This window comes from Pseudomonas sp. WT-JTC (genome assembly GCF_056711565.1).
Genome location: NZ_CM160042.1, coordinates 6,228,786 through 6,249,461, shown reverse-complemented (window position 1 = coordinate 6,249,461; position 20,676 = coordinate 6,228,786). Strand labels below are relative to the sequence as shown.

21 protein-coding genes and 1 pseudogene are annotated in these 20,676 nt (G+C 57.2%); 14 read left to right on the top strand and 8 right to left on the bottom strand.

Going from position 1 to position 20,676, the window contains the following annotated elements:
• Positions 1-151 precede the first annotated feature (151 nt).
• The 9 genes from mdcA to madM all read left to right on the top strand — a co-directional run bounded on the left by mdcA (position 152) and on the right by madM (position 7,423).
• Positions 152-1,822: a malonate decarboxylase subunit alpha gene (gene mdcA, locus AC06G5_RS28430; protein WP_007987781.1), complete on the top strand. Its 1,671-nt coding sequence runs from the start codon at positions 152-154 to the stop codon at positions 1,820-1,822.
• Positions 1,822-2,712 carry a triphosphoribosyl-dephospho-CoA synthase gene (locus AC06G5_RS28425; RefSeq protein WP_413427655.1) on the top strand — a complete coding sequence of 297 codons (891 nt, stop codon included), beginning with the start codon at positions 1,822-1,824 and terminating at the stop codon, positions 2,710-2,712. The genes mdcA and AC06G5_RS28425 overlap by 1 nt, the downstream gene beginning before the upstream one ends.
• Positions 2,712-3,011: a malonate decarboxylase subunit delta gene (locus tag AC06G5_RS28420; protein ID WP_008001147.1), complete on the top strand. Its 300-nt coding sequence runs from the start codon at positions 2,712-2,714 to the stop codon at positions 3,009-3,011. Before AC06G5_RS28425 ends, AC06G5_RS28420 begins: the two co-directional genes overlap by 1 nt.
• A complete protein-coding gene (locus AC06G5_RS28415) occupies positions 3,004-3,855 on the top strand; it encodes a biotin-independent malonate decarboxylase subunit beta (protein ID WP_413427654.1) in 852 nt (283 codons plus the stop codon). The genes AC06G5_RS28420 and AC06G5_RS28415 overlap by 8 nt, the downstream gene beginning before the upstream one ends.
• Positions 3,852-4,655: a biotin-independent malonate decarboxylase subunit gamma gene (mdcE, locus tag AC06G5_RS28410; protein WP_413427653.1), complete on the top strand. Its 804-nt coding sequence runs from the start codon at positions 3,852-3,854 to the stop codon at positions 4,653-4,655. The genes AC06G5_RS28415 and mdcE overlap by 4 nt, the downstream gene beginning before the upstream one ends.
• On the top strand, positions 4,649-5,269 hold the full coding sequence (locus AC06G5_RS28405; protein ID WP_413703882.1) for a malonate decarboxylase holo-ACP synthase: 621 nt from the start codon (positions 4,649-4,651) through the stop codon (positions 5,267-5,269). Before mdcE ends, AC06G5_RS28405 begins: the two co-directional genes overlap by 7 nt.
• Positions 5,266-6,177 carry a malonate decarboxylase subunit epsilon gene (mdcH, locus tag AC06G5_RS28400; RefSeq protein ID WP_413427651.1) on the top strand — a complete coding sequence of 304 codons (912 nt, stop codon included), beginning with the start codon at positions 5,266-5,268 and terminating at the stop codon, positions 6,175-6,177. The genes AC06G5_RS28405 and mdcH overlap by 4 nt, the downstream gene beginning before the upstream one ends.
• A 63-nt stretch (positions 6,178-6,240) precedes the next feature.
• Entirely contained in the window at positions 6,241-6,657 is a 417-nt protein-coding gene (gene madL / locus AC06G5_RS28395) for a malonate transporter subunit MadL (protein WP_008019933.1), read from the top strand.
• 1 nt (position 6,658) lies between these two features.
• Positions 6,659-7,423, top strand: a complete 765-nt coding sequence (gene madM, locus AC06G5_RS28390; protein WP_480458629.1) for a malonate transporter subunit MadM — start codon at positions 6,659-6,661, stop codon at positions 7,421-7,423.
• A 157-nt stretch (positions 7,424-7,580) separates the two neighbouring features.
• Here the strand turns inward: madM and AC06G5_RS28385 are convergent, their stop codons facing one another.
• The 4 genes from AC06G5_RS28385 to AC06G5_RS28370 all read right to left on the bottom strand — a co-directional run bounded on the left by AC06G5_RS28385 (position 7,581) and on the right by AC06G5_RS28370 (position 12,386).
• Complete coding sequence (locus AC06G5_RS28385; RefSeq protein WP_413427650.1) at positions 7,581-8,846, bottom strand: hypothetical protein; 1,266 nt, start codon at positions 8,844-8,846, stop codon at positions 7,581-7,583.
• Between the two features lie 504 nt (positions 8,847-9,350).
• On the bottom strand, positions 9,351-10,214 hold the full coding sequence (locus tag AC06G5_RS28380) for a multinuclear nonheme iron-dependent oxidase (RefSeq protein ID WP_480458628.1): 864 nt from the start codon (positions 10,212-10,214) through the stop codon (positions 9,351-9,353).
• A 24-nt stretch (positions 10,215-10,238) separates the two neighbouring features.
• The gene (locus tag AC06G5_RS28375) at positions 10,239-12,002 is read right to left on the bottom strand and encodes a B12-binding domain-containing radical SAM protein (protein ID WP_413427648.1); all 1,764 of its coding nucleotides are present in this window, start codon (positions 12,000-12,002) and stop codon (positions 10,239-10,241) included.
• 258 nt (positions 12,003-12,260) lie between these two features.
• Positions 12,261-12,386, bottom strand: a complete 126-nt coding sequence (locus AC06G5_RS28370) for a hypothetical protein (RefSeq protein ID WP_413427647.1) — start codon at positions 12,384-12,386, stop codon at positions 12,261-12,263.
• A gap of 418 nt (positions 12,387-12,804) precedes the next feature.
• Between AC06G5_RS28370 and AC06G5_RS28365 the strand changes: the two are divergent.
• Positions 12,805-13,014, top strand: a pseudogene (locus AC06G5_RS28365) (malonate transporter subunit MadM); the annotation flags it as partial.
• 127 nt (positions 13,015-13,141) lie between these two features.
• On the opposite strand, the gene AC06G5_RS28360 reads toward AC06G5_RS28365, so the two are convergent.
• Complete coding sequence (locus tag AC06G5_RS28360; protein ID WP_413427646.1) at positions 13,142-14,056, bottom strand: LysR family transcriptional regulator; 915 nt, start codon at positions 14,054-14,056, stop codon at positions 13,142-13,144.
• A 131-nt stretch (positions 14,057-14,187) separates the two neighbouring features.
• Here AC06G5_RS28360 and trhA point away from each other — a divergent pair, with 131 nt between their 5' ends.
• Positions 14,188-14,805: a PAQR family membrane homeostasis protein TrhA gene (gene trhA, locus AC06G5_RS28355; RefSeq protein ID WP_413427645.1), complete on the top strand. Its 618-nt coding sequence runs from the start codon at positions 14,188-14,190 to the stop codon at positions 14,803-14,805.
• On the opposite strand, the gene AC06G5_RS28350 is transcribed toward trhA, so the two are convergent.
• Complete coding sequence (locus AC06G5_RS28350) at positions 14,802-15,719, bottom strand: LysR family transcriptional regulator (protein WP_480458627.1); 918 nt, start codon at positions 15,717-15,719, stop codon at positions 14,802-14,804. The genes trhA and AC06G5_RS28350 overlap by 4 nt on opposite strands.
• Positions 15,720-15,828: 109 nt before the next feature.
• Here AC06G5_RS28350 and AC06G5_RS28345 point away from each other — a divergent pair, with 109 nt between their 5' ends.
• From AC06G5_RS28345 to AC06G5_RS28335, 3 genes are read left to right on the top strand one after another with little or no spacing between them, the layout of a single operon-like run.
• Complete coding sequence (locus AC06G5_RS28345; protein WP_480458626.1) at positions 15,829-17,070, top strand: D-amino acid dehydrogenase; 1,242 nt, start codon at positions 15,829-15,831, stop codon at positions 17,068-17,070.
• A gap of 27 nt (positions 17,071-17,097) precedes the next feature.
• Positions 17,098-17,448, top strand: coding sequence for a RidA family protein (locus AC06G5_RS28340; RefSeq protein WP_413427642.1), 351 nt, complete (start codon positions 17,098-17,100; stop codon positions 17,446-17,448).
• A gap of 29 nt (positions 17,449-17,477) precedes the next feature.
• Positions 17,478-18,380: a transporter substrate-binding domain-containing protein gene (locus AC06G5_RS28335; RefSeq protein WP_413703889.1), complete on the top strand. Its 903-nt coding sequence runs from the start codon at positions 17,478-17,480 to the stop codon at positions 18,378-18,380.
• A 1-nt stretch (position 18,381) separates the two neighbouring features.
• Here the strand turns inward: AC06G5_RS28335 and AC06G5_RS28330 are convergent, their stop codons facing one another.
• Both AC06G5_RS28330 and AC06G5_RS28325 read right to left on the bottom strand, forming a co-directional pair.
• Positions 18,382-19,101, bottom strand: a complete 720-nt coding sequence (locus AC06G5_RS28330; RefSeq protein ID WP_413427640.1) for a 16S rRNA (uracil(1498)-N(3))-methyltransferase — start codon at positions 19,099-19,101, stop codon at positions 18,382-18,384.
• A 152-nt stretch (positions 19,102-19,253) separates the two neighbouring features.
• A complete protein-coding gene (locus AC06G5_RS28325; protein WP_413427639.1) occupies positions 19,254-20,660 on the bottom strand; it encodes an adenosylmethionine--8-amino-7-oxononanoate transaminase in 1,407 nt (468 codons plus the stop codon).
• Between the last annotated feature and the right edge of the window lie 16 nt (positions 20,661-20,676).

Sequence of the window (20,676 nt, the reverse complement as noted above, 5' to 3'; positions counted from 1 at the left end):
GTGGGAGCGGGCTTGCTCGCGAAGAGGCCAGCATGAACGACGCCAATCTTGATCATTAACCTGAGCGTAACGATCCACCGCTCTGCTTGATTGATGCCCCCACTCAACACTCCTAAGGTGACTCCCACGACAGCGAACCCGTGGAGTGGTCATGACAACAACAATATCCCCCGACTCGCGATGGACGCGGCGGCGCAGCGAAAAGCAGCGACGCCTCGAGCTGGTGCGAGGTCTTGCCGACGGCGTGGTGTTGCCCACCGACAACATCGTCGCGGCGCTGGAGGCGTTGATCCTGCCCGGCGACCGTGTGGTGCTCGAAGGCAACAACCAGAAGCAGGCGGATTTCCTTTCGCGTTCCCTGGCCAAGGCCGACCCCGCGAAGCTGCATGACTTGCACATGATCATGCCCAGCGTCGGCCGCGCCGAGCACCTGGACCTGTTCGAACGCGGCATCGCCCGCAAGCTCGACTTCTCTTTTGCCGGCACCCAAAGCCTGCGCATCAGCCAGTTGCTCGAAGACGGACTGCTGGAAATCGGCGCGATCCACACCTACATCGAACTCTACGCACGGCTGGTGGTGGACCTGATTCCCAACGTCGTGTTGTCGGCCGGGTTCATGGCCGACCGCGCCGGCAACATCTACACCGGGCCGAGCACCGAAGACACCCCGGCGCTGATCGAACCGGCGGCCTTCAGCGACGGCATCGTCATCGTCCAGGTCAACCAGTTGGTGGACGACGTCAGCGACCTGCCGCGCGTAGACATTCCCGCCTCCTGGGTCGACTTCGTGGTGGTGGCCGACAAGCCGTTCTACATCGAACCGCTGTTCACCCGCGATCCACGGCACATCAAGCCCGTGCACGTGCTGATGGCGATGATGGCGATTCGTGGCATCTACGAAAAACACAATGTGCAGTCCCTCAACCACGGTATCGGTTTCAACACCGCTGCCATTGAACTGATCCTGCCGACCTACGGCGAATCCCTCGGCCTCAAGGGCAAGATCTGCCGCAACTGGACGCTCAACCCGCACCCGACCCTGATTCCGGCGATTGAAAGCGGCTGGGTCGAAAGCGTGCATTGCTTCGGCACCGAGCTTGGGATGGAGAACTACATTGCGGCGCGGCCGGATGTGTTCTTTACCGGGCGCGACGGTTCCCTGCGTTCCAATCGGATGTTCAGCCAACTGGCCGGGCAATACGCCGTGGACCTGTTCATTGGCGCAACTTTGCAGGTCGATGGCGATGGTCATTCCTCCACCGTGACCCGTGGGCGCCTGGCCGGTTTCGGCGGCGCGCCGAACATGGGCCACGACCCGCGCGGTCGTCGTCACGGCACGCCAGCCTGGCTCGACATGCGCAACACCGACGTGGCCGAGCCGATGCTCGAGCGCGGTAAAAAACTCGTGGTGCAGATGGTCGAGACCTTTCAGGAGGGCGGTAAGCCGACCTTCGTTGAAACCCTCGATGCGGTTGATGTGGCGAAGAAAAGCGGCATGCCCCTGGCACCGATCATGGTCTACGGCGACGACGTCACCCACCTGCTGACCGAAGAAGGCATCGCCTATCTGTACAAGGCGCGCTCGCTGGAAGAACGCCAGGCGATGATCGCCGCCGTCGCCGGGGTGACCGCCATCGGCCTGCGTCACAACCCCAAGGATACTGCACGCATGCGCCGTGAAGGCCTGATCGCCTTGCCCGAAGACCTCGGCATCCGCCGCACCGACGCCACTCGCGAACTGCTCGCGGCGAAAAGCGTGGCCGATCTGGTGGAATGGTCCGGTGGCCTCTACAACCCGCCTGCCAAGTTCAGGAGCTGGTAATGCACGCACTTAACCTGCAAACCAAAGCCCTGAGCCTGGCCGAACGGCTGGCGGACCTCGCGGTTGACGCGCTGATCGACGAGGCAGATCTGTCGCCGAAACCGGCACTGGTCGACCGTCGCGGTAATGGCGCCCACACCGATTTGCACCTGGGGCTGATGCACGCTTCGGCGCTGTCCTTGTGGCCGGCCTTCAAGGAAATGGCTGAAGCAGCCATCGAGTTCGGCGAAGTCGGGTTGCCGCTGCGCGAAGCCGTTGGCCGCATCGGTCGAGAGGGCGAGCAAGCGATGCTCGACACCACCGGCGGCGTGAACACCCACCGAGGGGCGATCTGGGCCTTGGGCTTGTTGGTCACGGCCGTTGCGCTGGACCCCAAGTCCTCGGCTGCAAGCAGCGTATCGATTCGTGCCGCGCGCCTGGCGCTGCTCGACGACCGTCACGCGCCGCGCCCGCTGAGCCACGGCGCTCAAGTCGCCCAGCGTTTCGGTGCACGGGGTGCCCGTGAAGAAGCGCAACTGGGCTTCCCGGCGGTGATCCAACGTGCGCTGCCGCAACTGCGCCGCAGCCGTGATGAAGGGCATGGCGAGCAAAATGCCCGGCTCGATGCGCTGTTGGCGATCATGACCAATCTGGCCGACACCTGCGTGCTTTACCGCGCCGGCGAAGAAGGGCTGCACACCATGCAGCGGGGCGCCCGGGCGGTGCTCGATGCGGGTGGCAGTGCCAGCCTCGGCGGACGTCGCCGCCTGTATGAACTGGACCAACAACTGATCGCGTTGAATGCCTCGCCCGGTGGTGCTGCGGACCTGCTCGCCGCCTGCCTGTTCATCGACCGTATCGAGTCGGACGACGGCCTCATCCTCTGCCATTCAAGAAGGGAAGTGTTTTGATGGAAACTTTATCCTTTGAATTCCCCGCCGGGCAGCCACCACGCGGCCGTACGCTGGTGGGTTGTGTCGGCTCGGGCGATCTGGAAGTGCTGATCGAACCGGGTCAGGCCGGCAAGCTGACGATCAACGTGCAGACCTCGGTCAATGGCAGCGAACAACGCTGGCAGCATCTGTTCGCACGGATGTTCGACGGCCAGACGCCGCCGGCGATGGCCATCGACATCCATGATTTCGGTGCGACACCGGGCGTGGTGCGCCTGCGTCTGGAACAGGGCTTCGAGGAGATCGGCCATGACTGACAGCGCATCCCTGCTGAACAAGCACAGCTTCGTCGAACTCGGTGCCCGGCAACGGGCCAAGGCCCTGCTCGACGCCGGGACCTTCCGCGAATTGCTCGACCCGTTCCAGCGCATCATGTCGCCATGGCTGTCGCGCCAGGGCGTGGTGCCGCAGGCCGACGACGGCGTGGTGATCGCCAAGGGCAGTCTCGCTGGCCTGCCCGTGGTGGTCGCGGCCATCGAAGGTGCGTTCCAGGGCGGCAGCCTCGGTGAGGTCGGCGGAGCAAAAATTGCTGGCGCACTGGAACTGGCCGCCGAAGACAACCGCAACGGCATCCCGACCCGCGCCGTACTGCTGCTGGAAACCGGCGGCGTGCGGTTGCAGGAAGCCAACCTCGGCCTGGCGGCGATTGCCGACATCCACGCCGCGATTGTCGATTTGCAGCAGTACCAACCCGTGGTCGGTGTCGTGGCGGGCAGCGTCGGGTGCTTTGGCGGCATGTCGATTGCCGCCGGGTTATGCAGCTACCTGTTGGTGACCCAGGAAGCGCGGCTCGGCCTGAACGGCCCGCAGGTAATCGAGCAGGAAGCCGGACTCGAGGAATACGACTCCCGCGACCGGCCTTTCATCTGGAGCCTGACCGGTGGCGAGCAGCGCTTTGCCAGCGGTCTGGCGGACGGCTATGTCGCTGACGACGTGGTGCAGATTCGCCAGCAGGTCGGTGAATGGCTCAAGCAAGGTTTGCCGGCGCAACCCCGCAGCCGTCAGGCCGGGTTGTTCCTGCAGCGCCTGGCGCGTCTGGACGCCGAACCGCAAATCGAGCCGTCGGTGGTTCGCGATCTGTACCAAGGAGAACGCCCATGAGTTCGTATTCCCTGCGTGGTTTGAACTGGTTCAACGCCTTGAGTGACGGGGCGAAACCGGTCGAGGGCTTGCCTGTTTCGCTGAAGGTCGCGGACGGTGTACTGGGCGATCAGCCTGTGCGTTTCATCGCCGTGGTGGCTGACCCCGAAAACCGCTTCGTCCGCGCACGCAACGGCGAAGTGGGTTTGCTCGAAGGCTGGGGCCTGGCCAAGGCCGTGGATGAAGTCATTGCTGCCGATCAGAACAAGGCACAGAAACGCGCCCTGATCGCCATCGTCGATGTGCCGAGCCAGGCTTACGGTCGACGCGAGGAAGCCCTTGGCATTCATCAGGCGCTGGCCGGTGCGGCGGACAGTTATGCCCGTGCCCGTCTGGCCGGTCATGCGGTTATCGGTTTGCTGGTGGGCAAGGCAATGTCGGGGGCGTTTCTGGCCCACGGCTATCAGGCCAATCGCTTGATCGCCCTGCGCGATCCGGGCGTGATGGTACATGCGATGGGCAAGGCATCGGCAGCGCGGGTGACCTTGCGCAGCGTTGAAGAACTCGAAGCCTTCGCCGCCAGCGTGCCGCCGATGGCCTATGACATCGACAGCTATGCCAGCCTCGGGCTGCTGTGGGAAACCTTGTCGGTGGAACAGATCGAGCAGCCGACTTCGGCGGATCTGGCGCGGGTGGCCGAGTGCCTGGGTCAGGCGATGGGTGATATCGCCGAGAAGGGCGCTGATCTCAGCGGTCGTCTTGGTGCGGCCAACCGTGCGGCGTCGAGCAAGGTTCGCCAATTGCTGAGAGCGCAGTGGTGAAAGGGCTTCTGGCTCACGACCTGCTGTGGGGCATGACCCCGCAGCAGTTGCCTGCGGATGTGCCTGTGTGGGTGATCGAGTCGATCAGTGCCGGCCAGCCGGTGGTGGTCCGTCGCGCCTTGAGCGCGGCGGGGCAGGTGGCGGTGGGCGTGCGTGGACCGTTGCGCGAACAGCGATTTGCCGCGCAGATGGAAGTTGCCGCCATCACGCGACGGGTACGACCGGAAGAACTGTGCGATGTGCAAGGCCAGCGTGATTTCCCGGCGTTGCGAGCCTTGGCGCAGCTGCGCCCGCACCTCGATGACAGTGGTTGGACCTGGGGTGTCAGTGGCAGTGCCGGGTTCGAGTTGGCCAGCGGGTTTGCCGCATTGCACGAGGGCAGCGATCTCGATCTGATCCTGCGTACACCACGTCCGTTGAGTCGTGTCGACGCGCAGGCGTTGGTGGTCATTCTGGACACGGCCGTGTGCCGCGTTGACCTGCAATTGCAGACACCGTCGGGCGCCATCGCCCTGCGCGAGTGGGCCGGTGCTTCGTCGCGGGTCTTGTTGAAAAGTGCCACTCAGGCCCGCCTGGTCAGCGATCCGTGGAATCCACAGGAGCAAGCGGCGTGAGCAGCTTGCTGGTGTTCCCTGGCCAGGGCGCGCAACAACCCGGCATGCTGGCGCGTTTGCCTCGGGAAACGTTGAACGAGGCGAGCGACCTGCTCGGTGAAGAAGTGACGCAGCTGGATTCTGCCGAGGCGTTGCAGTCGACGAGGGCGGTTCAGCTTTGCCTGCTGATCGCCGGCGTCGCCGCTTCACGCCAGTTGGGCATGACTCCGGATTACGTCGCTGGCTTGTCGATCGGTGCCTACCCGGCTGCAGTGGTGGCCGGTGCCCTGAGTTTCAGTGATGCGCTGCATCTGGTCAGCCTGCGCGGTGAGCTGATGCAACAGGCTTATCCACAGGGCTACGGCATGACCGCCATCATCGGCCTGGACCTGGCCACGGTGGAAGGATTACTGGCCCGGGTGCACAGCGCAGAAATGCCGGTTTATCTGGCCAACATCAACGCCGATAACCAGGTGGTGATTGCCGGTAGCGACGCGGCGATGAAGGCGGTGGCCGAGTTGGCGAAAGGTTGTGGAGCCGGCTTGGCCAAGCGTCTGGCAGTGAGCGTGCCGTCACATTGCCCATTGCTTGAGGCCCCCGCGCAACGACTGGCCGACGCCTTCGCCAACGTGTCACTGAATACACCGAAAATCGGTTATCTGAGCGGCAGCCGTGCGCGTCCGCTGATCAAGCCCGAAGCCTTGCGTGACGACCTGGCCTTCAACATGTGTCGCATCGTTGATTGGCGGGGCACGGTACAAAGCGCTTACGAGCGCGGCGTACGCCTACAGATCGAACTGCCGCCTGGTGCGGTGTTGACCGGGCTGGCGCGCCGGGTGTTCGAGCAGGGCACCGTGATTGCCTTCGACGGTGCGCGGCTCGATACGCTTCAGGCGCTGATGCGTGAGGAGGGAAGCCGTCACTCTTAAATCGCCGACTCAGGCTTCGAACAACAAAAACAACATTCGAAATGCACTTTGAGGACTACAACAATGATTATTTACGGTGTGGCGCTGTTGGCGATCTGTACGCTGGCAGGGGTGATCATGGGGGACATGCTCGGTGTGCTGCTGGGCGTGAAGTCAAACGTCGGCGGTGTCGGGATCGCGATGATCCTGCTGATTTGCGCACGGTTGTGGATGCAAAAGCGTGGCGGCATGACCAGGGATTGCGAGCTGGGCGTCGGTTTCTGGGGTGCCATGTACATCCCGGTGGTGGTGGCGATGGCGGCGCAACAAAACGTGGTCACGGCGCTGCACGGTGGTCCGGTGGCGGTGCTGGCGGCGATCGGTTCGGTGGTGGTCTGCGGTTGCACCATTGCCCTGATCAGCCGGACCCACAAAGGCGAACCCTTGCCCGATGAACCGGCGGATGTAACGGCTGTTGGCGCACCGGCAGGAGGTCGCTGATATGTGGGATCTCATCAAGAACGGCCTTGAACACAACGGCCTGGTCACTGCTTTCGCTTTCGTTGGCGTGATCATGTGGGTGTCAGTGGTGATCTCCAAGCGCCTGACCTTCGGGCGTATCCACGGCTCGGCGATTGCCATCGTCATCGGCCTGGTGCTCGCCTGGGTCGGGGGCACAATGACCGGTGGGCAAAAAGGCCTGGCGGACTTGACGCTGTTTTCCGGCATCGGGTTGATGGGCGGTGCCATGCTGCGGGACTTCGCCATCGTCGCCACGGCATTCGAGGTGCAGGCCACTGAAGCGAAAAAAGCCGGCTTGATCGGCGTGATCGCGCTACTGCTGGGCACGGTGCTGCCATTTATTGTCGGCGCGTGCATGGCCTGGGCATTCGGCTACCGCGATGCGGTGAGCATGACCACTATTGGCGCCGGAGCGGTGACTTACATTGTCGGGCCGGTCACCGGAGCGGCCATTGGTGCCAGTTCCGATATCGTGGCGCTGTCGATTGCCTCCGGCCTGATCAAGGCGATTCTGGTGATGGTCGGTACGCCGATGGCGGCGCGCTGGATGGGCCTGGATAACCCGCGCTCGGCGATGGTGTTCGGTGGGCTGGCCGGGACGGTCAGTGGCGTGACCGCCGGTTTGGCGGCGACGGATCGGCGGTTGGTGCCTTATGGGGCTTTGACCGCGACATTCCACACCGGGTTGGGCTGCTTGCTGGGGCCTTCACTGTTGTACTTCATTGTTCGCGGGATTGTTGGGTAGATTCTCCGAATTTGCTAATGGTCGCCTCCACATTTACCGAGTTTCATGAGCTGCTCGGTGAAATGTGGAGTTATACAAATATAACCTTCACAAAGTTGGAGGCGGCTCAAATTGGCGTGGCTGAAATTTTATGTGGAAGTGAAATGTTTGTTTGATGTCATTTGGAGGTTTTTGTTGTGGCTCGGATAAGAGTTGTGGTTAGGTAATATGCCATCATAAGTGCAACTAGGCCATAACTTAGGCCCTCAATTATCCTCTCAGGATTAAAAATAAAACTGCTCGCAGTGATGATCAGTATGATGGTTAATGTTGTGGCAAGTTCGCTGACAAGAAAAAAAGATACTGCATCGCTATCGTTTGCGTTATGGAAAACTTCATTTGATGTTAGTCGGGTAAATATTGTTCCGATCACCACGCCTAATAGACAAAAAAAAGCTAGCGATAAAAAGAACGTAATGTCCTTGTTGGTTAGTACCAGCAGTAGAGATGTGATAACAGTCGCAATCAAACAGGAAGTTGCGAGTGTGGTGCTGGATTTGCTGATGATAAGTCTGGATGTCACAAGCCTCCCTAATACGGTAGATGACAAAAAGACCATGTACGCAATCGCTGAGCTTCCTAACCAAGAAAATTGCTGGGCTAAGCCCAAGAGGTTGCTATGCCGATAGAGCAAACCTATTGCGTACATAAATACCAAAGATTCAAATACGTTTCCCGCAACATAGCCAGTTATTTGCACTGGATATTTCGCGGCAACAGTGAAATGCTTAAAATATGCATGCCGGCTTGAATGTATTAAAGTGGTTCTGCTTGTGTCGGCGGGTCGTAGATCACTGTTTGATATGTATATTTGCGCTGATCTGAGTAATAGCAGCATCGACATTATTGCTGTTGTGGCATATAAATATGAGGTGAAATTTATTACAAGGGAGGCCGTCAGTAATAAAGTAAAAGGAGTTCCAATTCGAATGTATAGAAGATGATTGAATGCTTTGATGTAATCAGCGGTCTGGCCAGTCATTTTTATATGTAAGGCATTATAAGCTGGCCGGAAAGATGCTTTTAAACAGCCTGTTCCTGCTGAGTCGCATACGAAAGCAATTAGAATTAAGCTCCAGCCTGTGTACCAATATTCAAGCAATGCTGCCCAAAATCCCAATGTCAGGAAAATAGCGCATGCCAGTTTGAATATAAAGCCATAGATGGTGGTATTGGCAATGCCTAGTCTACATACAAAGTAGTGTCCAATGTAAAATTCCACAATCAAGGAAATGATTAACTGCGTTGCAAGCGAGAATTCCAACGAAAACTGGCCTAAATTTGGATTGCTTGCAATTAAGGCTAGTTCGAGAATTGTTGCTCCCATTGCAACGCCACCATACAAGGCATCTGCTCTCGCGATTAGTGTGTGTGCACTTTTCATTCGTTTACTCTATAAGTTTTACCGGGCTCTAGAATAAGGTTTACATATAGAGCGGACGGCGCGTAGGCGCGACCGTAAAACATCAGTGTCGTATATATTGAATCAAGATCGTAAGGGATTAGTGTGGATCTCTCTAAAGGTTGCTTAGTGGTGTATGCTGAACTTCTAGCTTTTCCATTTCTAAAGTCTTCGTAAAGTAATAACTCGAAATCAATATTTGAGTTTTTAGCGGTATTGTTAAAAAAAATACCACAGGCTGCATCATTGAGGTTTCTGTAGGTGCTCCCGGTCGTATCAATTTGTTCAAATACGTTAGTTAATATGTCATCTCCATAGATTGATTGTAGGTATCTAATCGTATAAGGCCATCTTCTATTTAAATGCCGAGATATGTCTAGGTATCGTCTAACGCATTCAAATGTGAAATGTTTATCGCATGCAGTGGTTGGGGAACTGAGAATATTTTTAGATTTATATATTTCAGTGAAAATCAAGTCGATAGTATCAGTGTTTTTTATTATCATTTTCTGATACCTCTGCGAGCGATTTTTTTACGAGATCAATGTTGCTTCGCTCAACTTCAATGGATGATCCCTCCATTTCTAGCAAAATATTTTCCGTATTGTATGCCTGGGAGATGGTTGGCTTGAAAGCTTCCATCAGTTCAATATTGAAGGGGTCTGAGTGTTGGTCGAGCCACACGGGAATACCATTCCACATCCAGGATTTTATTCCTGAAATATGTAACGTCTTGATGAGGCACCATATTTCATGTTTGGCGTCAGGTATAGCGAAAGCAAGATCTTTGCTTTTGCAATAGCCCAAGTAATGTCCTATGTCAAAGGCCATGGAGCAACCAGACTGAATGCATAGCTCTAAATAGAAGTCCCAAAACGGTATGCTTCCGAACTCGCTGTATACGGGAGGATTCTCTAAAAGTATGGGTAACTCAAGAAAATGCTTTACCATTTTGGCGTTAATTATTGTTGTTTGTAATGATTTTTTGTTTAAAGGTGGATTGGTCTGATGGGCGCCTAGAAAAAGATTGCCATTTCTCCATATGCCTATGTCTTCTTCGATGTAACTTACCGGGAGAGTATCAACTATTTTTTTCAGATTTGCTAACTCTGCCATGTCGATCACGCCAGAGAAGTTTATATCTACTGGGTGTACGGAAATAGTGAAGTCAGCAGTTGCACAAAAATCAATAATTGAGTTCTCCAACCTATCCCAGGGGCGCACGCCCAGGCTGAAGTGCTTGATCGGGGCACCACGGTAAACGCTATTGGTGCTTGTATGTAAATAAATAAATTGTTTTAGCTTATTTATATCGCCACTCACACCTAGACTTATCGAATTGATGTCCATAAAATTTACCTGCTCGAACGATAGTTATGCAGACTTTCCGATTAATTCACCTTTTCTACCGCCAACACCAAGCGTAAAGGTTTCTAAAGCGACTCGTTTCGGCGAGTTATTTGGTTCTTTGCCGTGCAAGGTTTTTTTTAAGATAGAGGTATATGTTAGGAACTCTTTTCCTGTAAATATCGCCGTTCGCTCCCCCGTCCGCTGACAGAGCCCCCACAGAATTTTGAATGGCATATGTCTTAGGTAAATATTTAGCAAGGATAGGTGCGCAATTTCTCGTGGCGAGGTGCTTTGTGAGATTTTTTCTATATTTATAGAAATTGCGTTCTCTAGAGAGTTTAGGAGAGGTTTTGCAAAATAATCTATATAGGCGTCGTAGATTTCCTTCACCTCTTGATTCTCTATAAGCTGTCTGCTGTTAGGTAAGTCGATCAAGTTGAACTTAATGCCCATTTTCCTTTCAAGATTATCTCTAACAGGCGTTCCTGGATATATCATCATGATATTGAAATAATGATCAAAGGATTCATGTTCAGTCATTCCAGAGTTGAGCAGAAAACTTAGATTTTCTATAATTTCTCTTTTTTGTTGGTCATGATAGAACATGATAAAGTCGAGGCCGACGTCAATGCCATTGATCTGTAAGGCCCTAATTGCGTCTATATTATTCTTTACTGTGACTCTCTTGTTCATGTAATCGAGCTGAGTTTGCGAGCCAGACTCAATACCCATTTCGACCAGTCTTAATCCTTGCGTAACTAATTTTGGCAATTCTGTGCGTAACTTAAGCAGGTATCCTACTGTAGAAGAACTGCTCCATGTAACCTCGCCACCGAACAGCTTGTATAGTTTTTCAGAGAACTCCAGTACTCTGTCTTTTCGTACAAAAAAATTAGCGTCCATCATGTAAATATGTTCAAAAGAGTATTGTTTGTGAGCCTCTACAATCCAATTGACAAGAGTGGTTGCGTCGACAGCACGCCACTTAGGACCATCTTTATCTGCCGCAACGATAGCGCAGAATGAGCACGCTAAAGGGCAGCCACGGCTACTGGTGAGAGCTATTGATCTTCTTTTCTTACCATCTCGCCTGTCCGTGAAATAGAGGTTTTGTAAACGCTCGGAACAATATTCCAATAATGGATTTTCCCACTCGGTTGCGGGTAATTGTATCTTCTGTTTATATGTTTCGTACGTTTTCCCGGTTGCGGAGATCCAAGCTGCATTTGGTATGTATTGTAAGTGGTTATCTATAAATATTTGTTTTGGTGTAAAGTTTTTATTGGTGTTCTCTGTGGGCTGAGAGGGTGGGGCTTCCTCGCGCGATTTATTGAATAACTTTAGTAGTGTGGCTGTTGAGTGTTCTCCTTCACCATAAAGTGCCAGTTCAAAAATACCATTTGATACACGTAAAAAATCTTTCGCTGCAAGGCTTATATGCGGGCCGCCGCAAAATAATACTGCCTCAGGTAGTGCGTTTTTAATTAATTTCCCCCAGGCGATCGCTGCTTGAACATGGCTGCTGTAAATAGATATTCCTACCAGGGCAGGTTGCCAGTCTATCAAGTCTTTTAACTCGTGAGTGTCTGAGGTATATAAGTCAGAATAATCAAATATTTTGCAATTTACATGTGCTACATGTTTTTTTACGTAGGCTGATATGTTCTGCAGTCCCAGAGGCATTACTTTTTGCGGACCTTCGCCGTATGGCAGCGAAACTAACGCTAGTCGAGTAGAATCATAAATGTCACTGTCATTGTTTAGTGAATTCCAGCACGCTTCGTTCATACGCACTCCTTGCCTCTTTGGCCTCAGACATATTGAAAAAAGCTGGATACCGCTCTGTTAGCGCCAAGGATTTTTCATGGGAATCCATTGCTTCAATAAACTTTTTTTTCGGAATTTTCAGGAGGTGTGTGCCATTGTGGAAAAAACAATATCCGAGTTCTGTTAAGCATAGAACACCTTCATTGATTGTAGCTCTCATGTGTTGGCAGCCTTGGATTTTAGAAGTGGGCATCGTTAAACGATGCCCTGGTTATTTCATCAGAACTCTGGCGCTGTTTTTCCAGCAACCATGTCATACGTTCCATCTGGAACAGGAGTCATAACCTCAACATCGGAGGCTAAATCATCTAAGTTGTTTTCATCATAAATTATTTCGTCATTCATACCTTTCTCCTTCTGAAATGTGACAGCTAAGTCACAGGATATCTCCGGTTTGACAACGTTGAAGTTAGAACTCGGCAGATATATAGCTGTGCACAGTTGAGTGTCTAACCTCCTGCCACTGATGGATAGCTATCTGTGACGGTTTCATATAAGTATCGAATCAGATTGCAGTCAAATAAAAATTAAAACTTCCGAAATTTCCTAGGATGCTTGTGGCTTTGTAGGTCGTATCCTACTTTAAGGGAATTATCCTACAAGTAAGTGGTGAATATAGATTTTTGGGTCTGCCGCTTTGATGCGATGCGTAAATCAACTTCTCGACTTTATGTCTAGAAAACAGCGCGTTAAATTAGTTTGTGGGTCGTTTTGAAGTTGAGGTTTTTTTTTTCATTGCTGTGCAGTGACCAATAATATGGATTCAGCGCGCTGGATGGGCCTGGATAACCCGCGCTCGGCGATGGTGTTCGGTGGGCTGGCCGGGACTGTCAGTGGCGTGACTGCCGGGTTGGCGGCGACGGATCGGCGGCTGGTGCCTTATGGCGCGTTGACTGCGACGTTCCACACCGGGTTGGGCTGCTTGCTGGGGCCTTCGCTGTTGTACTTCATTGTTCGCGGGATTGTGGGTTAGTCCGCTACTTCATCATTGAATGTTCCGGCGTCATCGCGGGCAAGTCGAATCGTCGCACCGCCGCTCCCACAGGGACAGCGCAATTCCTGTGGGAGCGTGGCTTGCCCGCGATGAAGGCGCCACGGTTTCAAACCTGCCGATTGGCATACATCCGACACTCCGCCAGCAACGCCAGCAGGTTCGGATCCCGCTCCTTGGCCTTCAGGAACACCACGCCAATGTGCTGCTGCAAGCGGTACTTTTCCTGCAACGGGATCAGTTTCACCCGGTTCTCGTACACCGCGGCAATCCGCCCCGGCAGCAACGCATAACCTACGCCTGAACTGACCATGCTCAGCAGGGTGAAGATGTCGTTGACCTGCATCGCCACCTTCGGCTCGAACCCTGCCTGCTCGAATACCCGCTTGCCGTCCTGGTGGGTGGCGAAGCCCTGGGTCAGGGTGATGAAGGTTTCGTCGCGGACCTCGGCCAGGTCGACTTCGGTGCGCTGGGCAAACCTGGAGTCGGCGGGCGTGGCGAGGAAGATATCGTCGGAGAACAGCGGGATGTGCTCGCAATCCGGATCGTTGACGCTGTCGTCCAGTGACACCAGGGCCGCATCGACTTCCATGTTCTTGAGCTTGTAGAGCAGGTCGATGTTGGAGCCCAGGATCAGGTCGATGTTGAGCTCGCTGCGGCGGATCTTCAAACCCATGATCAGCTGCGGCACGGTCTTCACCGTCAGTGAATACAGCGAGCCCAGTTTGAAGCGTTCGGCCGAGAACCCGGCGGCCTCGCGGGTCAGGCGCACAGTTTCGACGACATCCTGAATCAGCTTCTGCGCCCGTTCTTCCAGCACATAGGCACTTTCCAGTGGCGTCAGGCTGCGCCCTTCGTGCTTGAACAACGGGCAGCGCAGGGCGCTTTCCAGGGAATGGATCGCCCGATGCACGCTGACATTGCTGGTCTGCAGCTCGGCAGCGGCGCGTGCCAGGTTGCCGGTGCGCATGAAGGCCAGGAACACCTCGAGTTTTTTCAGGGTCAACTCTTCATCGATCAGCATGGGCCGGACTCTTTTTGGAATGACTCGATTGTGCCCAATTACGCCGGGCCCGTCGTACAGAAACATTGCGCTTTTACGCTCCAGGCCTGAGCCTTGCGCGTTGCGGTAGTGAGATTCGAGGTGAGCAACACATGTATCACGGGGAACGATTGAATGCCTGGACGCATCTGGTCGGGGCAGTGGCGGCGTTTGTCGGAGGGGTGTGGCTGATTGTGCTTGCCAGCCTCGACGGCAACCCGTGGAAGATTGTCAGCATGGCGATCTATGCCTTTACCCTGCTGGTGCTTTACAGCGCATCGACTGTGTACCACAGCGTGCGCGGGCGCAAGAAAGCGATCATGCAGAAGGTCGATCACTTTTCGATCTATCTGTTGATTGCCGGAAGCTACACGCCGTTCTGCCTGGTGACCCTGCGCGGGCCGTGGGGCTGGACGTTGTTCGGGATTGTCTGGGGGCTGGCGCTGATCGGCATCCTGCAGGAGATCAAGCCGCGTTCGGAAGCGCGGATTCTGTCGATCGTGATTTACGCGGTGATGGGCTGGATTGTGTTGGTGGCAGTCAAGCCGTTGCTCGCGGCGCTGGGCGGCGCCGGATTTGCGTGGCTGGCATCAGGTGGGGTGTTGTACACGGTGGGGATTATCTTTTTTGCCCTGGACGACCGGCTGCGGCATGCCCACGGGATCTGGCATCTGTTTGTCATCGCCGGGAGCCTGCTGCACTTTGTGGCGATCTGTTTTTATGTGCTTTAAGGCTGTACCGGGACCAGGCGATCCAGCTGCTCCCGGGCTCGACGGCTGAATACCTGCAACAGGTCGTTCAAGGTGTGGGGCAGCGGTTCAGCGGCGCGGGTCACCGCGTAGAGGGTGATGGGTAGCGGCGGTGCCAGGGGGCGAATCGTTGTGGTGGCGGGAGAGGCGCCAAGGGCGGTGAACGGATCGATCACCGCCAGGCCCGCGCCAGATTCCACCATCGCCCGTGCCAGGGAATAGGTTTGCACGGCGATGTGTACCCGGGGCGGGGGTTCGACCGCTTCCAGGTAACTGTCGAGCCGCGCGGCCAGCGGATCGGCGCTGGATAAACCGATCAGCGGCGCGTCCGCCAGTGCCATCAGCGGCAACGGTTTGCCCGCATCTTCCTGAGGCCAGTAACCACTCGGCGCCAGTGCCACCAGCACGCCGGACGCCAGCGCCTGGGCCTTGAGCCCCGGGTGATCCGGGCGTTGCAGGGTCAGGGCGACATCCACTTCGCGCATCAACAGATTCTGCACCAGTTCGCGACTGTGGGCGCTGGAGAGTTCGCAAACGATGTCCGGGTAACGCCCGGTCCATTCGTGAATGGCCGGCGGCAGCAATGACAGTGCCAGCGCCGGAGTGGCACCGATGCGCAGGCTGTGGCCAGGCTCGCGGCGCAGGCTCTGCGCCAGGCGTCGCACGCCTTGCAGGCTTTCGCTGACCTTGTCCACTTCGCGCTCCAGCTCCAGCGCTTCCGGGGTCGCCTGCAACTTGCCGCGCACCCGCAGGAACAACGGGAAGCCCAATTGCTGCTCGGCGTGCTGCAACACCTTGCTCACCGCCGGCTGCGAGACGTGCAGCAATTGTGCGGCAGCGCTGATTGAGCCGGTCTGGCGAATGGCCTGGAAAATCTCGATATGGCGAAGGCGCATGGCAAGTCCATAACCTTTGTTTATGGGTTTACCATCTTTATGCATTGTTCAACGTCTGTCACCTGGCTCTAACCTCGGCCTCGTCTTCACTACGGTTTTAAGGACGGACATGGCTCAGCGTGTGTGCATCATCGGTGGCGGCGTGATTGGCCTGGCAACGGCCTATGCGCTGGTGCGCGACGGCTTCGAGGTGACGGTGGTCGAGGCACGGGACTCGCTGGGCAGCGAAACCAGCTTCGCCAACGGCGGCCAGTTGTCCTATCGCTATGTCGCGCCCCTGGCCGACGCCGGTGTGCCTTTGCAAGCCATCGGCTGGATGTTGCGCGGCGACTCACCGCTGAAGCTGCGCCCGCGCTTCGACCTGGCCCAGTGGCGCTGGATGGCGTCGTTCCTCGGCGCCTGTCGCCGCTCGGTCAACCGCGAGAACGCCGCGCACTTGCTGCGCCTGGCGCTGTTCAGCCAGGACACATTGAAGTCCTGGCGCGAGGACGATGGGCTGGCGGGATTCCAGTGGCGGCGCAATGGCAAGCTGGTGACTTTCCGCCAGAACAGCAGCTTCGAGCATGCGCGCCAAGGCCTGGCCGACCCGCAGCAACAGCAGGTGTTGTCGCCGGCCGAATGCGCGCAACTGGAACCGGCCCTGATCGATGCCCCCTTTGTCGGGGCGATCTACACCCCGGACGAAGAGGTCGGCGACTGCCACGGTTTCTGCCAGCAACTGGCCGCACGACTGAAGGCGTCTGGCCGTTGCGAATTTCTCCTCGGGCAAGCGGTGACCGGCATTCGCCACAGCAACGGCAGTGTCAACGCGATCGAACTCGGCGAGCAATTGCTGCCGGTCGATCAACTGGTGATCGCCGCCGGCCACCGCAGTCCGCTGTTGGCGCTGCCCGGACTGCAACTGCCGCTTTATCCGCTCAAGGGCTACAGCCTGACCGTGCCCATCGGCACCGGTCACCGGGCGCCGGACGTGAGCATCACCGACTACGACCGCAAGATCGTCTACGCCCGCATCGGCAAGCAATTGCGGGTGGCGGCGATGGTCGACATCGTCGGCTTCGACCCTGCGCCGGACCCCAGGCGCCTGGCACTGATCAAGCGTCAGGCCCATGACACCTTTCCAAATGCCGGCGCCTATGACGAAGCCGTCGAGTGGGCCGGCATGCGCCCGGCCACCCCCAGCGGCGTGCCGTTGCTGGGCGCGACGGCGTATCGCAACCTGTGGCTCAACCTCGGCCACGGTGCGTTGGGTTTCACCCTGGCATGCGGCAGCGGGCGCTTGCTCAGTGAACTGATCGGCGAGCGCCGGCCTTCCATCGACCTGCAGGGTTTCAACCATCGGGTCGCCTGAATACTGATTTCCGAGGAGGACATTGCAATGACCATTACCCGACTGCACAGCAACCCGCGCCTGTCTGGCGCCGTGACTTTTGGCGACCTGGTGTTTCTCTCCGGGCAGGTGCCTGGCGATGCCCAGGATGCAAGCGGCCAGACCCGCGAAGTGTTGGCGAAAATCGATACCCTGCTGGCCGAGGCGGGCAGCGACAAGGATCATCTGCTGAGCGCGACCATTTACCTGAAGGACATCACCGGGGATTTCGCCGCGATGAACGAGGTCTGGTCGGCCTGGCTATCGCCGGGACAGGCGCCGAGCCGCACTACCGTGCAGGCCGAACTGGCCCGCCCGCAGGTGCTGGTGGAAATCACCGTCATCGCTGCACGCGTCTGATAAACCAACACCCACAACGGAGAATAACAATGCAGAAAATCACGTTGCTCGCTTGTACGCTTGGCCTGTTGCTCGGCAGCCAGGTTCAGGCCAATGAGGCGCCGCTGACCGGTACCTTGAGCAAGATCGCCAGCGCCAACAGCATCACCCTGGGCTATCGCGATGCTTCGGTGCCGTTCTCCTACGTGGGTGATCACAGCGGCAAACCGATGGGTTACTCGGTGGATCTGGCGGGCAAGATCGTCGAGCGCATCCGGCAGCAACTGGCGCTGCCGGACTTGAGTGTGAAGTACAACCTGGTGACCTCGCAGACCCGCATTCCACTGGTGCAGAACGGCACCGTGGACCTGGAGTGCGGCTCCACCGGCGTGACCGCCGAGCGGCAGAAGCAGGTGGCGTTCTCCTACGGTTTCATCTACGTCAAAGGCCAGTTGCTGACAGCCAGGGACAGTGGGATCAAGAGCTTCGCCGACCTGCGCGGCAAGAATGTGGTGACTACCGCCGGCACCACCAACGAGCGCTTCCTGAAAAGCTACAACATCGATCACAAGATCGACATGTTCGTGATCAGCGCCAAGGACCACGGCGAAGCCTTCCAGATGCTGCAATCGGGCCGGGCAGCAGCGTTCTACATGGACGACGCGCTGCTCTACGGCGAGCGGGCCAAGGCCCATGACCCGCACAAGTGGGTGGTGGTCGGGGAGGAGCAATCGCGGGAGATCTACAGCTGCATGGTGCGCAAGGATGATCCGCAGTTCCTGGCGCTGGTCAACGCAGCGCTGGCGGATCTGTACAGCTCGGGTGAGATCAATGGCATCTACAAACGCTGGTTCGAGCAGCCGATCCCGCCGAAGGGGTTGAACCTTGAGTTCCCGATGACCAGCGAACTCAAGGCGATCATTGCCAAACCGGTGAGTGATCCGGTGCAGTAGCCTAGAAATCACCCCAGAGTTGCTGGGCCACCGCCAGTGCAACAACCGGCGCGGTTTCGGTGCGCAGCACCCGTGGACCGAGGCGGGCGGCGTGGAAGCCGCTGGCCTTGGCCTGATCGACTTCGGCATCGGACAAACCACCCTCCGGACCGATCAGGAATGCCAGATTTGAAGGTTTGGCGTGGCTCACCAACGGTTCGGCCACCGGGTGCAGCACCAGTTTCAACTCGGCTTGTGCCTGCTTGAGCCAGTCGACCAACAGCATTGGCGGATGAATCACCGGCACCCTTGAGCGCCCGCATTGCTCGCATGCGCTGATCGCCACCTGGCGCCAATGCAGCAGACGCTTGTCGGCGCGCTCGTCCTTGAGCCGGACTTCGCAGCGTTCGGTGAAGATCGGGGTGATTTCAGTGGCGCCCAGTTCCGTGGCTTTCTGAATCGCCCAGTCCATGCGCTCGCCTCGGGACAGGCCTTGGCCGAGATGGATTTGCAGCGGCGACTCGATCTGCCCGGCAAAGCTTTCATCGATCTGCACCACTACGCGCTTCTTGCCGACTTCGACCAGGGTGGCGCGAAACTCGTGGCCGGAACCATCGAACAGTTGCAGCGCATCGCCTTCGGCCATGCGCAGGACGCGGCCGATGTAGTGGGCCTGGGCTTCGGGCAACTCGTGCTCGCCGGTGCTCAGGGGGGCGTCGATGAAGAAGCGGGACAGTCTCATGCTGGATCTCTGGAAAAATGTGAATCAGTTAAACCGGTGTTGACTTCATTCGCGAGCAAGCCCGCTCCCACAGGGTATGCGGTGCCAACTGTGGGAGCGGGCTTGCTCGCGAAGAGGCCGGCCCGGACACCACAGAATCTCAACCGAACGAATCAGCCCGGATCACGGAACCCCGGATGGAAGTCCTTCGGCACGGCCACGCTGACACTGTCACGGGTCGCAATGTCGATCCCTTCGCTGGCCACTTCGGCGAGGAAGTCGATCTGCTCCGGAGTGATCACATACGGCGGCAGGAAATACACCACGCTACCCAATGGACGCAGTAAAGCACCACGCTCCAGGGCGTGCTGGAACACCTTCAGGCCGCGACGTTCCTGCCACGGCCAAGCTTCTTTGCTGGCCTTGTCCTTGACCATCTCGATGGCCAGCACCATGCCGGTCTGGCGCACTTCGGATACGTTCGGGTGGTCGACCAGATGTGCCGTCGACGCAGCCATGCGCTGCGCCAGGGCCTTGTTGTTCTCGATGACGTTGTCTTCTTCGAAAATGTCCAGGGTCGCCAGGGCCGCCGCGCACGCCAGCGGGTTGCCGGTGTAGCTGTGGGAATGCAGGAACGCGCGCAGGGTCGGGTAGTCGTCGTAGAAGGCGCTGTAGACCTCGTCGGTTGTCATGCACGCCGCCAGCGGCAGATAGCCGCCGGTCAGGGCTTTGGACAGGCACAGGAAGTCAGGGCGGATGCCGGCCTGTTCGCAGGCGAACATCGTCCCGGTGCGACCGAAGCCGACGGCGATTTCGTCGTGGATCAGGTGCACGCCGTAGCGGTCGCAGGCTTCGCGCAGCAGCTTGAGGTACACCGGGTGGTACATGCGCATGCCACCGGCGCCCTGGATCAGCGGCTCGACGATCACCGCCGCGACCGTGTCGTGGTTTTCGGCCAGGGTCTGCTCCATGGCCGCGAACATGTTGCGCGAATGCTCTTCCCAGCTCATGCCCTCGGGGCGCAGGTAGCAGTCCGGGCTCGGCACCTTGATGGTGTCCAGCAACAGCGCTTTATAGGTCTCGGTGAACAGCGGCACGTCGCCCACCGACATCGCTGCCATGGTTTCGCCGTGGTAGCTGTTGGTCAGGGTGACGAAGCGTTTCTTGTTCGGCTGACCGCGATTGAGCCAGTAGTGAAAGCTCATTTTCAGCGCGACTTCGATGCAGGACGAACCGTTATCGGCGTAGAAGCACCGGGTCAGGCCTTCCGGTGTCATCTTCACCAGGCGCTCGGACAGTTCGATCACCGGTTGATGGCTGAAACCTGCAAGGATCACATGTTCGAGCTGATCGACCTGGTCCTTGATGCGCTGGTTGATCCGCGGGTTGGCGTGCCCGAACACATTGACCCACCAGGAGCTGACCGCATCGAGGTAGCGTTTGCCTTCGAAGTCTTCCAGCCACACGCCTTCCCCGCGCTTGATCGGGATCAGCGGCAGTTGTTCGTGATCTTTCATCTGGGTGCAGGGATGCCACAGCACGGCGAGATCGCGTTGCATCCACTGATTATTCAGGCCCATTTTCACTCTCCTGGAG

Excerpts from the sequence above, each read along its gene's own strand:
- mdcA (WP_007987781.1), top strand. The coding sequence starts at position 152 with ATGACAACAACAATATCCCCCGACTCGCGATGGACGCGGCGGCGCAGC.
- AC06G5_RS28425 (WP_413427655.1), top strand. The coding sequence starts at position 1,822 with ATGCACGCACTTAACCTGCAAACCAAAGCCCTGAGCCTGGCCGAACGG.
- AC06G5_RS28420 (WP_008001147.1), top strand. The coding sequence starts at position 2,712 with ATGGAAACTTTATCCTTTGAATTCCCCGCCGGGCAGCCACCACGCGGC.
- AC06G5_RS28415 (WP_413427654.1), top strand. The coding sequence starts at position 3,004 with ATGACTGACAGCGCATCCCTGCTGAACAAGCACAGCTTCGTCGAACTC.
- mdcE (WP_413427653.1), top strand. The coding sequence starts at position 3,852 with ATGAGTTCGTATTCCCTGCGTGGTTTGAACTGGTTCAACGCCTTGAGT.
- madL (WP_008019933.1), top strand. The coding sequence starts at position 6,241 with ATGATTATTTACGGTGTGGCGCTGTTGGCGATCTGTACGCTGGCAGGG.
- madM (WP_480458629.1), top strand. The coding sequence starts at position 6,659 with ATGTGGGATCTCATCAAGAACGGCCTTGAACACAACGGCCTGGTCACT.
- AC06G5_RS28385 (WP_413427650.1), bottom strand. The coding sequence starts at position 8,846 with ATGAAAAGTGCACACACACTAATCGCGAGAGCAGATGCCTTGTATGGT.
- AC06G5_RS28380 (WP_480458628.1), bottom strand. The coding sequence starts at position 10,214 with ATGGACATCAATTCGATAAGTCTAGGTGTGAGTGGCGATATAAATAAG.
- AC06G5_RS28375 (WP_413427648.1), bottom strand. The coding sequence starts at position 12,002 with ATGAACGAAGCGTGCTGGAATTCACTAAACAATGACAGTGACATTTAT.
- AC06G5_RS28370 (WP_413427647.1), bottom strand. The coding sequence starts at position 12,386 with ATGAATGACGAAATAATTTATGATGAAAACAACTTAGATGATTTAGCC.
- AC06G5_RS28360 (WP_413427646.1), bottom strand. The coding sequence starts at position 14,056 with ATGCTGATCGATGAAGAGTTGACCCTGAAAAAACTCGAGGTGTTCCTG.
- trhA (WP_413427645.1), top strand. The coding sequence starts at position 14,188 with ATGTATCACGGGGAACGATTGAATGCCTGGACGCATCTGGTCGGGGCA.
- AC06G5_RS28350 (WP_480458627.1), bottom strand. The coding sequence starts at position 15,719 with ATGCGCCTTCGCCATATCGAGATTTTCCAGGCCATTCGCCAGACCGGC.
- AC06G5_RS28345 (WP_480458626.1), top strand. The coding sequence starts at position 15,829 with ATGGCTCAGCGTGTGTGCATCATCGGTGGCGGCGTGATTGGCCTGGCA.
- AC06G5_RS28340 (WP_413427642.1), top strand. The coding sequence starts at position 17,098 with ATGACCATTACCCGACTGCACAGCAACCCGCGCCTGTCTGGCGCCGTG.
- AC06G5_RS28335 (WP_413703889.1), top strand. The coding sequence starts at position 17,478 with ATGCAGAAAATCACGTTGCTCGCTTGTACGCTTGGCCTGTTGCTCGGC.
- AC06G5_RS28330 (WP_413427640.1), bottom strand. The coding sequence starts at position 19,101 with ATGAGACTGTCCCGCTTCTTCATCGACGCCCCCCTGAGCACCGGCGAG.
- AC06G5_RS28325 (WP_413427639.1), bottom strand. The coding sequence starts at position 20,660 with ATGGGCCTGAATAATCAGTGGATGCAACGCGATCTCGCCGTGCTGTGG.